At 38.4% G+C, this 14,947-nt stretch carries 13 protein-coding genes and 1 pseudogene; 5 read left to right on the plus strand and 9 right to left on the minus strand.

Features of this window, described 5'->3' with window-relative positions; all coding sequences use genetic code 11:
* From M997_RS09135 to M997_RS09165, 6 genes and pseudogenes are all read right to left on the minus strand, one after another.
* Positions 1 to 307, minus strand: a 307-nt coding sequence (locus M997_RS09135) for a BON domain-containing protein (protein WP_064719812.1), incomplete at its 3' end; no start/stop codon positions are given.
* 287 nt (positions 308 to 594) lie between these two features.
* Entirely contained in the window at positions 595 to 1,404 is an 810-nt protein-coding gene (trpA, locus tag M997_RS09140) for a tryptophan synthase subunit alpha (RefSeq protein WP_064719813.1), read from the minus strand.
* A complete protein-coding gene (gene trpB, locus M997_RS09145) occupies positions 1,404 to 2,594 on the minus strand; it encodes a tryptophan synthase subunit beta (RefSeq protein WP_064719814.1) in 1,191 nt (396 codons plus the stop codon). The genes trpA and trpB overlap by 1 nt, the downstream gene beginning before the upstream one ends.
* A 24-nt stretch (positions 2,595 to 2,618) precedes the next feature.
* The gene (gene trpCF / locus M997_RS09150; protein ID WP_064719815.1) at positions 2,619 to 3,989 is read right to left on the minus strand and encodes a bifunctional indole-3-glycerol-phosphate synthase TrpC/phosphoribosylanthranilate isomerase TrpF; all 1,371 of its coding nucleotides are present in this window, start codon (positions 3,987 to 3,989) and stop codon (positions 2,619 to 2,621) included.
* A 4-nt stretch (positions 3,990 to 3,993) separates the two neighbouring features.
* Positions 3,994 to 5,587 (minus strand): annotated as a pseudogene (gene trpD / locus M997_RS17730) (bifunctional anthranilate synthase glutamate amidotransferase component TrpG/anthranilate phosphoribosyltransferase TrpD).
* Positions 5,587 to 7,164, minus strand: coding sequence for an anthranilate synthase component 1 (locus M997_RS09165; protein WP_064719818.1), 1,578 nt, complete (start codon positions 7,162 to 7,164; stop codon positions 5,587 to 5,589). Before M997_RS09165 ends, trpD begins: the two are co-directional and overlap by 1 nt.
* A 321-nt stretch (positions 7,165 to 7,485) precedes the next feature.
* Between M997_RS09165 and rnm the strand changes: the two genes are divergently transcribed.
* The 4 genes from rnm (at position 7,486) to M997_RS09185 (ending at position 11,448) form a co-directional block, all read left to right on the plus strand.
* Positions 7,486 to 8,346 carry an RNase RNM gene (gene rnm / locus M997_RS09170; RefSeq protein WP_064719819.1) on the plus strand — a complete coding sequence of 287 codons (861 nt, stop codon included), beginning with the start codon at positions 7,486 to 7,488 and terminating at the stop codon, positions 8,344 to 8,346.
* 24 nt (positions 8,347 to 8,370) lie between these two features.
* Positions 8,371 to 8,991, plus strand: a complete 621-nt coding sequence (locus M997_RS09175; RefSeq protein ID WP_064719820.1) for an L-threonylcarbamoyladenylate synthase — start codon at positions 8,371 to 8,373, stop codon at positions 8,989 to 8,991.
* Between the two features lie 383 nt (positions 8,992 to 9,374).
* Positions 9,375 to 10,298, plus strand: coding sequence for a 23S rRNA pseudouridine(2605) synthase RluB (gene rluB / locus M997_RS09180; RefSeq protein WP_064719821.1), 924 nt, complete (start codon positions 9,375 to 9,377; stop codon positions 10,296 to 10,298).
* A 187-nt stretch (positions 10,299 to 10,485) separates the two neighbouring features.
* Entirely contained in the window at positions 10,486 to 11,448 is a 963-nt protein-coding gene (locus M997_RS09185; protein ID WP_239994661.1) for a hypothetical protein, read from the plus strand.
* Between the two features lie 43 nt (positions 11,449 to 11,491).
* On the opposite strand, the gene cobO is transcribed toward M997_RS09185, so the two are convergent.
* On the minus strand, positions 11,492 to 12,082 hold the full coding sequence (cobO, locus tag M997_RS09190) for a cob(I)yrinic acid a,c-diamide adenosyltransferase (RefSeq protein ID WP_064719823.1): 591 nt from the start codon (positions 12,080 to 12,082) through the stop codon (positions 11,492 to 11,494).
* A 32-nt stretch (positions 12,083 to 12,114) separates the two neighbouring features.
* Positions 12,115 to 12,876 carry a YciK family oxidoreductase gene (locus M997_RS09195; RefSeq protein WP_192876364.1) on the minus strand — a complete coding sequence of 254 codons (762 nt, stop codon included), beginning with the start codon at positions 12,874 to 12,876 and terminating at the stop codon, positions 12,115 to 12,117.
* Positions 12,877 to 13,076: 200 nt separating this feature from the next.
* On the opposite strand from M997_RS09195, the gene sohB reads away from it, so the two are divergent.
* Positions 13,077 to 14,123, plus strand: a complete 1,047-nt coding sequence (gene sohB / locus M997_RS09200; RefSeq protein ID WP_064719825.1) for a protease SohB — start codon at positions 13,077 to 13,079, stop codon at positions 14,121 to 14,123.
* 314 nt (positions 14,124 to 14,437) lie between these two features.
* Here sohB and M997_RS09205 read toward each other — a convergent pair whose 3' ends face one another.
* Complete coding sequence (locus M997_RS09205) at positions 14,438 to 14,686, minus strand: YciN family protein (protein WP_064719826.1); 249 nt, start codon at positions 14,684 to 14,686, stop codon at positions 14,438 to 14,440.
* Positions 14,687 to 14,947: the final 261 nt, after the last annotated feature.

The following is a 14,947-nucleotide window of genomic DNA, read 5'->3' on the forward strand; positions in this document are numbered from 1 at the left end:
TAACCATAGAGTTAATTACGCCTTTAACACCTGACACGTTACGTGTGGTTTCTATGGCTTTATTTGCATCAGCTTGAGAAGAAACAAAACCACTGAGTTGTACTTTCCCCTTAAAAGTTTCAACACTAATTTGTGTTGAGTTCAGATTTTTTTCACCAATAAGTGCAGTTTTTACTTTAGTAGTGATTACTGAATCATCAAAGTATCCACCAGTACCTTCAGAAGTTGGTGTAGGTGAACATGCAGATAAAGCTAGTGCCATAACCATTGCTGCAAACACAGCAGAAATTTTCGCCCATAATTTCATTATTCAACTCCCTATTGTTACGATGTGATTGGTTATTTAAGAAATGTAAAGATAAAGCTCTGTTTCAAGTATGTGCAAAAAATAGAATATTGCCAAATATTTACTAAAAATAATATTTTTTTGTTTAGGAAAATGAGATGTAGCAATATCACAATAGATCAATAAGTTGTTATCAGAATAAAAGAGGGGATTCGATAAATAACTAGAATAATAATTGAGAATAATCCGCTTAGAAAAAGAAATTTTCTTCTGCTAAAGCGGATTTTTTATAGAAATCTATTGAGTGATTATGCTGTGAGTGTTGCTGCCTTCATCTCTTTTACAAATTGGGTTAGGGTTTTTAGCATCACATCTGGCTGATTAAGGTTTTTCTCAATAATTTGTACCACCGCAGAGCCTGAAATAGCGCCAGCTGCGCCATTGGCTAAAGCTTCTTTAACTTGTTTGGGCTCAGAAATACCAAAGCCTTGTAATGCAGGTGGTGCATTATAGCTGGTTAGTTTTTCTGTTAAATGTGCTAATGGTGTCACTGCTCGTTTATCTGTACCTGTTACACCAGCTCGAGAAAGCAGATAGGTATAAGCTTTACCTGATGTTGCTAACTCTTTTAATAGCTCATCATCGGCGTTAGGTGGGCAGATAAATATAGGCGCAATATTGGCGCGTTGTGCAGCTTCGCGAAATTCTTGCGATTCACGTAGTGGCACATCACCGATTAAAACCGAATCTACACCCGCTTGCTGGCATTTAGTATAAAAATTATCAATGCCATTACTGAATACTAAATTAGCATAGACTAATAACCCAATAGGAATATTAGGATATTTTTCACGAACCTGGGCTAATAATGCAAAGCAAGTAGTGGGTGTAACATCTGCATTTAATGCGCGTAAATTAGCGCCTTGGATTGTTGGCCCATCAGCTAGGGGGTCAGAAAATGGAATACCAATTTCTAAGGCGTCAGCGCCACCAGCAATTAAAGCATCAATAATTTGTAATGAAAGCGCTGGGGTTGGATCACCTAATGTGACAAAGGGAACAAATGCACCTTGGTTTTTTTCTTTCAGTGTATTAAAGCACAATTGATAACGGTTCATTAAATTTCTCCTCGCGCTGCTAAAATATCATTTACAGTAAAAATATCTTTATCGCCACGGCCTGATAAGTTCACAATGAGTAATTGCTCTTTATTCGGATTTTGTGCGATTAATTTCAAAGCATAAGCAAGGGCATGTGATGATTCTAATGCTGGAATAATTCCCTCACGACGAGAAAGTGCTTTAAAGGCATCGATAGCTTCATCATCAGTAACAGAAACATAATCGGCGCGGCCAATGCTATTTAAATGTGCATGCTGTGGCCCCACGGATGGAAAGTCGAGCCCCGCTGAAATAGAGTAAGACTCTTCAATTTGACCTTCATCTGTTTGCATAATCGGTGATTTCATACCGAAATAGATGCCAAGTTTGCCGTGTTTCAATGGTGCACCATGTTCACCTGTTTCAATGCCTTTACCTGCGGGTTCGACACCAATAAGCTGCACTGAGCTTTCAGGAATAAATGAGGCAAATAATCCAATAGCATTTGAGCCTCCACCAATACAGGCGATAACAGCATCAGGTAAACGGCCTTCGCGATCTAAAATTTGCGCTTTAGCTTCATCGCCAATCATTCGCTGGAATTCACGTACAATGGTCGGATAAGGATGTGGGCCTGCCGCGGTACCTAATAGATAGTGAGCGCGGTCGTAACAGCCAGACCAGTCACGTAAGGCCTCATTACAAGCATCTTTTAAGGTAGAAGAGCCACTGTGAACAGGGATCACTTCAGCACCCATTAAACGCATACGAAAAACGTTAGGTGATTGGCGCTCAACATCTTTTGCTCCCATATAAATACGGCATTTCATATTTAGCAGTGCGCAAGCTAACGCTGTTGCTACACCATGTTGACCTGCGCCTGTCTCAGCAATAATTTCTGTTTTGCCCATTCGTTTTGCTAACAGTGCCTGGCCTAACACTTGGTTAGTTTTATGTGCACCACCATGTAATAGGTCTTCACGTTTTAAATATAAACGGGTACGAGTACCTTCAGTAAGATTGCGGCAAAGTGTTAATGCTGTTGGTCTACCTGCGTAGTTTTTTAGTAAATCTTGGAATTCTTGCTGAAATGAAGGATCGCTTTGGGCATCAATAAATGCTTGTTCGAGTTGATCTAGTGCTGGCATTAAGATTTCAGGTACATATTGGCCGCCAAATTCGCCAAAGTAGGGATTAAGTTTTCTCATTATGCTGTCATCCTGTTTAAAATTTTATCTTTGTGACAAGTTATCTTGATGTAATTGATTAAATACTTGAGCAAGAAGTTGGGGATCTTTTATACCCGGTGCAGACTCCACTCCAGAGTTAAAATCAAGACCGATACAACCTGTTTTAACTGCGCTTAAACAGTTTTCACTGTTAAGACCTCCAGCTAGTAATGCTTTTTCACGTAAGGTTTTCGGAATATGTTGCCAATTAAAGGTTTTTCCTGTGCCACCAGCACCATTATCAAGAACATATTTATCAGCGAGAGCTATCGGCTGAATGTCATCTTGTTTCGCCATATTTATCGCCTGCCAAATTTCACAGTTAGGGGAAAGCTTTTGGCGTAACTGTTTAATAAATTGGCTGTCTTCTTGGCCATGTAGTTGAATTGCCGATAAACTAAGTTCTTCTGCATAATCACAAATAAGTTCAAGAGGTTGATTTTGAAATACACCAACGTAACTCATCGGGGCTTGTGTGATTAATTTTTTTGCTTGTGACAATGTCACCTTGCGTGGTGATTTTTCTGCAAAAATAAGCCCTGCATAATAAGCACCCACAAGATATGCCGTTTTAATATCTTGTGTACGGGTTAAGCCGCACACTTTATGCTTTCCCAATGTAAGTGCTCTTACTGCTTGGTCGATATTTTCTTGCGACATTAATGCGCTACCGACTAAAAAACCATTCGCAAATTGGCTGAGCGCTTTAACTTGCTGGTGGGTATGAATACCTGATTCGCTGATAATAATGGCGTCTTGCGGTAAACCTTGACTAAGCTGTTGGGTGCGGGCTAAATCAATAGAAAGATCACGTAAATCGCGATTATTAATACCAATGACTTTGGCATTAAGATTAATTGCACGCTGACGCTCTTCTTCTGTACTGACTTCCGTTAATACGCCCATATTTAATTGATGAGCAACAGCTGAAAGTGCACGATATTCATTATCATTTAGCACTGATAACATTAATAAAATGGCATCAGCTTGATAAAAGCGTGCTAAATAGATTTGATATTCATCAACAATAAAATCTTTGCATAAAACAGGTTGATGTACAGCATTACTCACTTGTTGTAGATAATCAAAACTTCCTTGAAAATACTTTTCATCAGTTAAAACTGAAATAGCCGCTGCATAAGGCTGATAAATTTTAGCAATTGTTGCTGGATCAAAATCGGCCCGAATTAATCCTTTTGAGGGGGATGCTTTTTTGCATTCTAGAATAAATACCGTTTGAGGCTGCGTTAATGCCTGATAAAACGAACGTGTTGATGGTGTTATTTTGTGCTGAAATTCTGATAGTGGCTGAGCTGCTTTGCGGGCAACCAGAAACTCTGCTTTATCTTTAACAATGGCATTTAATACAGTCATGAATTTATCCTCTTGCCGCTAGTGCGTTTACACGATTAATGGCTTTGCCACTGTAAATAGTATGCATGGCAATTTCGGTATTTATTTTTAGATCTTCCTGACCATGTAAGCGCATTAATAGCGCCACATTGGCTGCAACAGATTCGGTGTGCGCTCGTTTACCCTGTCCTTGTAGTAAATCAGTCAGTAATTGACGGTTTACTTCAGGTTCTCCGCCTTCAAGATCGGACATTGCACAAGGGCGTAGACCAAAATCACTTGGTGTTAATTCATAACGGATGATTTCACCATTATGAAGCTCAGCAACTTGTGTTGGTGCATGTAATGAGACTTCATCCATACCGCCACTATGAACGACAGCAGCACGCTCATAACCTAATACTTTAAGGGTATCGGCAATAGGGAGTAACAAATCTGGGCTATATACCCCAATTAATGCTAATGGTGGGCGAGCTGGGTTAATCAACGGTCCTAACACATTAAAAAGTGTGCGCGTTTTAAGTTGTTGACGAACAGATGCCGCAAAGCGAAAACCGCTATGATATTGGGGGGCAAATAAAAAACAGACGTTAACATCATCAAGTAATCGACGAGCATCAGCAGCGCTATTATCTAATGCAATACCAAAGGCAGCTAATAGATCAGAAGAACCAGAACGGCTAGATACACTGCGATTACCATGTTTTGCGACTTTAATACCTACTTCAGCGGCAACAAAAGCACTTGCTGTTGAAATATTAATGCTGTTTGCACCATCACCACCGGTACCAACAATATCGCAAAAGGTATAATCAGGGCGAGGGAAAGGCAGTGCATTATCAAGTAAAGCACGAGCGGCACCCGCGATTTCTTGTGGATGTTCTCCACGCATTTTCATGCTAATTAATACCGCCGCTAATTGTGATTCAGTTAATTCACCGCGAATAATTGCGCTAAAAAGAGTTTGGCTTTCTTCTAGCGTTAATTGTTGTGCGCTAAATAATTTATTGAAGATAGTTTCCATTTTATGCGTCTCCTTTAGGCGTCTGTGCCCATGCGATAGTTTGTTCTAATAGTTGTGCGCCTTTTGTGGTTAAAATTGATTCCGGATGAAACTGAAAACCACAGGTTTTATGTTGACGGTGACGCACCGCCATAACGGTGTTATCGCACCACGCATTTATAATTAGTTCTTCAGGTACTTGTTCACCAGAAAGCGAATGATAACGGGCTACAGGGAGTGGGTTAGGTAAGTTGTTAAACATAGCATTGTCATCGTGCTGAGCTAATGTCGCTTTACCATGTAAGATCTCGCCACAAGAAGAAACTTTGCCACCATAAGCTTCAATAATGGCTTGATGGCCTAAACAGATGCCAATAATAGGTAAAGTACCTAGTACTCGTTGCAATAATTCAGGCATACAACCTGCTTGTGAGGGTGCTCCTGGGCCGGGTGACAGCAATAAAATAGGATGAGTTAATTCATTGAGCTTTTGTTCAATAAAATCGGCACTCATATTATTGCGATAAATAACCACTTGATGATTATTACTGCGCAATTGATCGACTAAGTTGTATGTGAACGAATCGATATTATCGAGGAGTAGAATAGTCGCCATTAGTAAGCTCCTTGTGCTGTCGTGACAGTGTGTGCTTGTAAAATGGCATTAATAACGGCTTGTGATTTGTTTCTTGTCTCTTCAGCTTCCATTTTGGGATCTGAATCAAGCACAATTCCGGCACCAACTTGAATAGTGGCAATATTATTTTCGACATAAGCAGAGCGAATAACTATGCAAGTATCAAAATCTCCAGCACCAGTAAAATAACCAATAGCACCACCGTAACTACCACGTTTGGTATTTTCATAGCGCGCAATTAATTGCATCGCACTGACTTTAGGCGCGCCTGAAAGTGTTCCCATATTCATGCAAGCTTGATAAGCATGGAAAATATCTAAATCATTACGCAATTTCCCGACAACGCGAGAGACTAAATGCATAACAAAAGCGTAGCGATCCACTTTAGTTAATTCAGCAACATAACGACTACCTGCTTGGCAAATTCGCGCTAAATCATTGCGAGCGAGATCAACCAGCATTAAGTGTTCTGAAAGCTCTTTGGTATCGGTACGCATTTCTAATTCAATACGACTATCTAAATCCTGATTGATAGAGCCGTCCGCATTGCGTCCTCTTGGTCGAGTACCGGCAATTGGGTAGATTTCAATTTGGCGATCTGCTGCTTGATATTTCAATGCACTTTCAGGTGAAGCCCCAAAAACGGTGAACAGCGGATCTTGCATATAAAATAGATAAGGGCTTGGGTTTTTCGCTTTTAATACTTGGTAAGCAGCAAGTGGTGAGGGGCAAGCCACTTGAAAGCGGCGAGAAGGCACAACTTGGAAAATATCACCACGACGAATATAGGTTTTCATTGCTTCAACAATATCGCCATAGCCATCATCATTCATATTGCCGCGTACCACGGCTTCTTCGGCTGATAATCGGCGGGGATCCGGCTGTTTTAACGGTTGTTTTGTCTGCTCAATTAATTGTTGTTGACGCGCTTGAATACGCTGGTTTTCAGTTTTATCGCCAGTAAATGAAATTGAAACTAACTGGCTATCGCGATGTTGATGGTCGATAACAATTAATTGTTCTGCTAAATAAAAACAATAATCAGGGCAAGAAAAAGTACTATCTAAATCTACAATAGGTTCAAAACCACAGACTAAATCATAGGCAAATAAGCCACCGACAAAGATAAACTGGGCATCATTAGCGTTGGAATTACTTAAAAAGAAACGCAGAGCATCAAATACGCTGGCTGATTTAAGTTTGCTCTCTTCATCAATATTTTGTTGTGTAGCTGAAAAAGTAAATACGCACTGCTGTGCTGTTTCTGATATCAGCGTTGCTTGTTCTTTTAGTGCGATTTTTATGCCTGGTAATAGGGCTTGGCCGTTAACCGTTAACGCGTCGATAGTGACCTGATTTTTTAATGCGCTAATGCGTAATGCACTATCGACAATTAATAAACTTTTTAAGTTGGCTTTCGTTTCTATTTGAGCTGATTCTAATAATAATGTGTGTCCGCGATTTTCACATAATGTATTGAAAATCAAGGCCGGTTCGCTGTGATAAGGTAAGGATGCTGCCTTAGTTTTAAATGAGAAGCTGTGTGATGTATTCATTGTATCGCTCTATATTGATTGTCTTTGTTTGTGGCTTGCCGTACTTGTTTTGGCGCATAAAAAAACCCGCCTAGGCGGGTTTTTGATATCACTGGCGCTAAGCCGGAGATCAAACCGCCCATAACATAGGATTGCGCCACCAAAGAGCGATAAAATGTTGATAGGTGTTCATAAGATCTCCTTAAAGATAATCATAAGTAGCAATTAACGAACTAGCTCGTGTTGTGTACTAGTAAACTAGAACTGATTGGGTTCGTCAAGTACTTTGTGGCATACTCTTTAAAAATTATTGTATTGTTAGCGGTTATAAAAGGAGAACCAATGACAGAACGGCTATCTGATTTACGAGTGATTTATGATTTACACAGCCACACTACCGCATCAGATGGCGAGCTTTCACCTGAAGAGTTAGTTGAAAGAGCAGTAGAGCGTCAGATTAATGTGTTAGCAATAACCGATCACGATACAACGGCGGCAATTGAACCCGCAACTCGCTATATCACAGAAAAAAATCTTCCTCTGACCCTGATATCAGGTGTCGAAATATCGACTTTGTGGGAGAATATAGAAATCCATATTGTGGGGCTTAATATTGATATTGGGCATGATGTGATAAAAAGTTGCCTTGCCTCACAAAGCCAATGCCGAGAAGAACGCGCTAAAATGATAGGTGAGCGTTTGGCAAAAGCGGGCATTCCAAATGCTTGGGAAGGTGCAAAAGCGTTAGCACAAGGCGGACAAGTGACAAGAGGACATTTTGCTCGCTTTTTAGTTAATGCAGGGCACGTAGACTCTGTTAATAAAGTATTTAAACGCTACTTAGCTAAAGGTAAAACAGGCTATGCTCCGCCACAATGGTGCTCTATTGGTGACGCTGTCACGGCAATCCATGCCGCTGGTGGTGTTGCTGTGTTAGCACACCCAGGCCGATATGGTCTATCCTCTAAGTGGTTAAAACGTTTAACGCTTTATTTTAAACAACAAGGTGGCGATGCTATCGAAGTGGCGCAATGTCAACAGCCACCACAAGAACGAGAACAACACGGTGCATTAGCACAATCTTTTGAGTTAAAAGCATCGTTAGGTTCTGATTTTCATCGTCCTTGTTCGTGGATAGAATTAGGACGTAATTTATGGTTACCCGGTGGCGTCGAACCTGTTTGGACGTTATGGCAGGAGTAACATCAGAAAGTCGTTGAGGGATGTATGAGCCAACTTTTTTATATTCACCCTGATAATCCGCAGGCTCGTTTAATTGAACAAAGTGCTGATATTTTACGCAAAGGCGGTGTGGTGATTTATCCAACAGATTCTGGTTATGCCATTGGCTGTTGTTTAGATAACAAAGATGCAATGACGAGAATTTGTCGTATTCGTCAATTAGATAAAAATCACAATTTTACTTTAATGTGTCGTGATTTATCTGAGATAGCAACTTATGCCTATGTGGATAATGTGGTTTTTCGGTTAATTAAAAATAACACTCCGGGAAATTACACTTTTATTTTAAAAGCGACCAAAGATGTACCTAAACGTTTAATGAATGAGAAACGTAAAACAATAGGTTTACGTGTTCCGTCTAACCCTATTGCATTAGCATTATTAGAAGCAATAGGTGAGCCATTAATGTCGACTAGCCTGATTTTACCAGGCAATGATTTTGCTGAGTCTGATCCTGAAGAGATCAACGATTTACTCAGTAAACAGGTTGATATGGTGATCCACGGTGGTTATTTAGGGCAAAAACCGACCACTGTGATTGATTTAACCGAAGATAGCCCTGTTATTGTGCGAGAAGGAACGGGTGATATCACACCTTTTCAATAAGCATTAAATAACAAGTCAGCATTCTTTTGGTGGACAGCTTTTATCGCGTAATAAAGATATAAAACGTGAAGCTAACGGCTGCTTGTGTTAAATTTATACGTTGCGACAAAAGTCACGATACATGCCTTTAAGTTGGTTATAACCATTAACCTTAGATAAGTGCGTTTAAGTAGTTAAAGGTGGTTTTTGTTGGCACTATTTTTGTTAGCACTGTTGGTATTTAGCTTTGTTATCAACAGTGTTTACCTTAAATTATAAGCCTTTGTTTGTTAAATAATATGTTGTTAAAAGATATTGTAAACAAGGGTTGTTTTTACTTGATTGATTTTAAAAAATTAATTTTATTTTATGACGCCTGTGAAGGCGACACATGAGGTTGTTTCATGAGCGATAAATCGCAACGCACCGAAAAATTACAAAAAATTCTAGCTCGTTCGGGTCATGGCTCACGCCGTGAAATAGAAGGCTATCTGCAAGAAGGTCGTATCAGCATTGATGGCGTAAAAGCTACTCTTGGTGATCGTATTGATGTTACTACAACCGCTAAAATTCGTTTAGATGGTCGTATTTTAAGCATTCGCGAAGCACAAAAAGATGTTTGTCGTGTTTTGGCTTATTACAAACCAGAAGGCGAGTTATGTACCCGTAGCGATCCTCAGGGACGCCCAACGGTTTTTCAACGTCTTCCGCGTTTAAATCATGCTCGTTGGATTGCGGTAGGTCGTTTAGATGTAAATACTAGTGGTTTATTACTGTTTACTACAGATGGTGAGTTAGCTAACCGTTTAATGCATCCAAGCCGTGAAGTTGAACGTGAATATGCGGTACGTGTTTTTGGTGAAATTGATGATACAAAAATTCGTCAATTGACTCGAGGCGTGCAATTAGAAGATGGTCCAGCCTCATTCCGTTCTGTTTCCTATCGCGGTGGTGAAGGAATTAACCAATGGTACAACGTTTCTCTAACAGAAGGTCGTAACCGCGAAGTTCGTCGTATGTGGGAAGCAGTAGGCGTTCAGGTTAGCCGTCTTATTCGTGTCCGTTATGGTGATATCGATTTACCTAAAGGCTTGCCTCGCGGTGGTTGGGTTGAATTAGGACTTGAGCAAATTAACTACTTGCGTCAGTTGGTTGAATTAAATGATGAAACGGTTACTAAAGTAGCGGTAGAGAAAGATCAACGTCGAATTAAGGCAAATCAAATTCGTCGAGCAGTTAAACGTCATACAAAAGTATCCGCTCGTACATCAACATCGCCAGCCAAAAGAGTATCAAGCCGTCGTCAATCAGCAGGAAATAAAAAATAATTAAACGAATAATTATTTATTTTTTTAATTTAAAATTTCATTATTAATAGAGAAGCCCTCGTATTTTATGAGGGCTTCTTTTTTTGATGACTTTCTTTTTATTATAAATAAAACTATTATGTTTATATCAAGACAACAAAAATTATTGTGTTGATATTATAATTATATTTTACGATTACGATAAGGTATGCGCGATAATATGTATCGTTATTTATATTTAACAACAGTGTTATGTGCAATTTCTCTTACCGTGGGTTGTGATGATCCAATTAATCCAACTGCAATAGCACAATCAGGTGTGTTTTATATTAGTAATAACAGCACAGTCCCATTGGAATTTAAAATTGATAATACTCATTTTCTGATTAATTATGGTGAAATTAAAAAGATAAAATTAGAAAATGGTAAACATATATTAGTGGAAGCTAATGGAAAGAAAAATACTTTTATGGTTTACCCTGGAAATCATGGCGGAATAATTAATCCCGCTAGGGATATTTACTATAGCTTTACTTCTGTATTTGCATCAAAAGAAAACAGCCAACGTTTTTATTTAGACAAACGCCCAGTATGGGTTGATGGACGACTGGTTAGTGGTGCAATTAATAGTTCAGATGCCTTATTTATTGATAATAATGTTTTCCGTTGTGATGTGCCGTTAAATGAACCTATACCTACTTATTTACCCGATTGGAAGAATACCGGAATAGGGAATGTTTTAACTAAGTGTTTTTCACAAGATGAATTCCATGAATTTTTAGCAAAATATCCATATGGTATTCATTTTAATTCAGAACACGATCTTTTAAAAGAATCGGAGAGTGATCAATATAGTTGGATAAATAAAGAAAATACTCGAACAGATGACTTTATCCCAAGACTTAATAATATTGATTTTAATAACGAAAAATTAATTGAGGAAGCGGGCGCTATTTATGAAATTATTGATCTTTATTTAGCATCAAGAGATGCGAATGAAAGGCTAGGTTTTTATAATGAATACCATTTGCATATTATGATAATGGCAATGATTTATAGTCAACAAATCCAAAATGATATATTCGATGATAAAGATGCTTACTTTCAATTTATGCAAGAAACTGGAAGAATATTTGGTGCTGGCATTTTAAGTGAGCCAGCACTAATATAAATAATTATTCATTTTCTCATAATATAAATAGGGTAGAATAAGGTCACCAATCTATTCCTTTTTGTGCTTTAATACCGCTATCAAATGCATGTTTAACTGGGCGCATTTCTGTCACTGTATCTGCTAATTCAATTAAACTTCTATGGCAACCTCTACCTGTAATAATAATATTTTGATGTGCGGGGCGAGATGTTATTGCTTTGATAACATCCTCAAGTGGCAAATAATTAAGCGTTATCATGTAAGTGATTTCATCCAAAATAACTAAATCATATTCTGAAGAATTAAGCAGCTTAAGTGCATATTGCCATGTGTTTAAACAGGCATGTGTATCTGCCGTTTTATCTTGAGTTTCCCATGTAAATCCTGTTTCCATTACATAAAAAGGGACGCCTGCTTGTTCTAAAAGATTGCGCTCTCCATTTTCCCAAGTTCCTTTAATAAACTGCACAACACCAACCTTTTTTTGATGTCCAACTGCACGCGTGGCGGTACCCATTGCAGCTGTTGTTTTTCCTTTGCCATTTCCTGTAAAAATCATAAAGATACCTTGCTCGCGTTGAGCTTGTTCAATTCTAGTATCTACTTTTTCTTTTAAACGTTGTTGGCGTTGTTGGTGTTGTGCATCGCTCATTCGTGTTACCTCAATATGGGGTATTTTATGGATTATTTTGCTGGTCCTGCTTTTCTACCTGGTTGTGCATCTAAAGATTGTCCACGCACATTGAGACTGTCATCACTCATCAGATAAAGATATAACGGCATGATGTCTTTAGGCGTTTTTAGTTTTTGTGCATTTTCATCAGGAAATGCACTGGCTCGCATACCAGTACGTGTGCCACCAGGATTAATACAATTAATACGTAGAGTGCTATCTGTATACTCTTCGTTTAATACTTGCATAAAGCCTTCTGTGGCAAATTTAGATACAGAATAAGCCCCCCAGCCATAACGGCCTTGGCGCCCGACACTCGAGCTAGTCAAAATTAAGCTAGCATGAGGCGCTTTTAGCATTAATGGAATTAATTCTTTGGTCAGCATAAATGTCGCATTAACGTTGACTTGCATCACATCATGCCAAAGCGAACTAGGCTGATTAACGATAGGTTCTACAACGCCTAATAAACCCGCATTTTGTAAGACACCATCGAGATGATGAAATTGTTTAGCAATGGTTTTAGCAAACTGTTGATAATCTTGTTCGGTGGCGGTAAGTAAATCGAGAGGGTACAACATCGGTTTTTGCCCACCAGATACGATAATTTGTTGTTGTACATCTTCAAGTTTAGATAAAGTACGACCTAACAAGATTAATGTCGCACCATAACGCGCATAAGTAAGTGCGGCTTCTTTACCGATACCATCACCCGCCCCAGTGATAAGAATAATTTTATCTTTCAATACGGCATGAGTAGGTTGATATTGCAACATAGTGAGATCCTGTTTGGTGGAAAGTAAATAAATTGTAACGTCTTATTCGCTTAACGACCAGTTACCGCTTCTTTTATTCTTAACTCACTGCGCTATTTAACAGAATTTTTCTTTAGCAGGTGGCGCTAAAGCAGAATTTCGTTAAACTAGGGCGCATATATCTCAATTAGTTTGATTAACCTTAAAAAGAGGTCTTTGTGGAGTATATTTTGCAATATGGGCTATTTTTAGCCGAAATTGTCACAGTGGTTGTGGCTATCATCGCTATTGTATTGTTTTTTGTCATTATTGGTAATAAAAAGCAAAATCGTAAAGGCACTTTAAAGGTGACGGATATTGGCGAAGCTTACCAAGAAAAACAGCGCATCATGCAACAAGCGAGAATGGATGATGCGGAGTTAAAAGTTTGGTCTAAAGCATTTAAAAAACAGCAGAAAAAAGAGAATAAACAGAGTAAGAACGACGCCAAAGAAGGTAAAAAAGGTGTTATAAAACCGTGTTTATATGTAGTAGATTTTAATGGCAGTATGGATGCCCATGAAGTTGGTGCATTACGTGAAGAGATCAGTGCTATTTTATCTGTTGCTCAAACGGGCGATGAGGTGTTATTGCGCCTTGAAAGTCCAGGTGGCATGGTACATGGTTATGGTTTAGCTGCTGCTCAATTAACGCGTTTAAAAGATAAAGGCATTAAACTTACTGCTGTTGTTGATAAAGTCGCTGCAAGTGGCGGTTATATGATGGCATGTGTTGCGGATAACATTGTTGCAGCACCATTTTCAATTATTGGTTCTATTGGTGTAGTAGCACAAATTCCTAACATCCATCGCTTACTAAAGAAAAATGATATTGATGTAGAATTACATACCGCAGGTGAATACAAACGTACACTAACCTTAATGGGTGAAAATACCGATGAAGGACGTGAGAAGTTTAAACAAGATTTGAATGAAACACATTTATTGTTTAAAGCCTTTGTGCACAAATATCGCCCAGCATTAGATATTGATAGCGTCGCAACGGGTGAATATTGGTATGGCTCAGAAGCATTAAACCGAGGTTTAATTGATGAAATTGGTGTGAGTGACGACTGGTTAATTAACCGCATCAATGATTATGAAGTGTTTTCTGTTCAATATGTAACCAAAAAACGCATGGTTGAGCGCGTTACGGGTGGTGCAATGGAAAGCGTAGATAAACTGATGATGCGTTGGTTACAACGTGGCCAAAAACCATTGGTGTAATAATGATATCAAATTTGTCTAAGTCGTGATTTTACGATACTGGGAAGTGTTATCTTCTCCAGTATCGTAAGGTGCTCTTTACCAAAACAATCACCATAGTGATCCTAGCAACAGCATCAATTCTTCATGAATTTCATCATGTAAATATTAAACTCTCTAGTTTAGTTCCGCCTTTTATTATTCAAATAATGAATGCATAAAAACAATTCATTATTTGATGTATATGTATTCCGATATAAAAATAATTAAATGACGTAATTTTACTCACTATTTTAACTGTAATGGTCAGGGTAAAGTTAAATTTAAAAAATACCTTATTCTAAATGGTATTTGTCTGATAATAGATGTGCTAAATGTTTGAACATATTAAATGCAGCTGTGCTTTTGGCTGTAGGTAAGCCTTGCTCATCTAAAAAAAACTCACCTTTAAATACGAGGACATTACCCTTTTGCTCAACAGAATCAGCACGCATTCCTTGTAAATAATCTTCATGTTCACGTATGATTTTATTCGCTTTTTCAAGTAGCATCTCTGTTGTGATCGGTGTAGTTTGTTTTGACATAATTTGTGCTCCTTAGAAAAATAATTTGTTGCGCCTCACTTTTTATCAGGTAGAGTGTGGCTTTTTTAAAACTCAGCTACTCTATATGTAGCAAACAGTGTGTTATCTGTTACCTGAAAAAAGTGGTGAGGTGTTTAAAATACCTCAAAAAATTTAACGAGTTTTGCGTTTAAACAAAAGCTTTGAATAAAAACAGGTTGATATATTGCAAAACTAACGCAATATAAAAAAGAGATTTCTAAAAGTTTTCTGAGTTGATGG

The organism is Proteus hauseri ATCC 700826 (assembly GCF_001654965.1).
Lineage (GTDB): Bacteria > Pseudomonadota > Gammaproteobacteria > Enterobacterales > Enterobacteriaceae > Proteus > Proteus hauseri.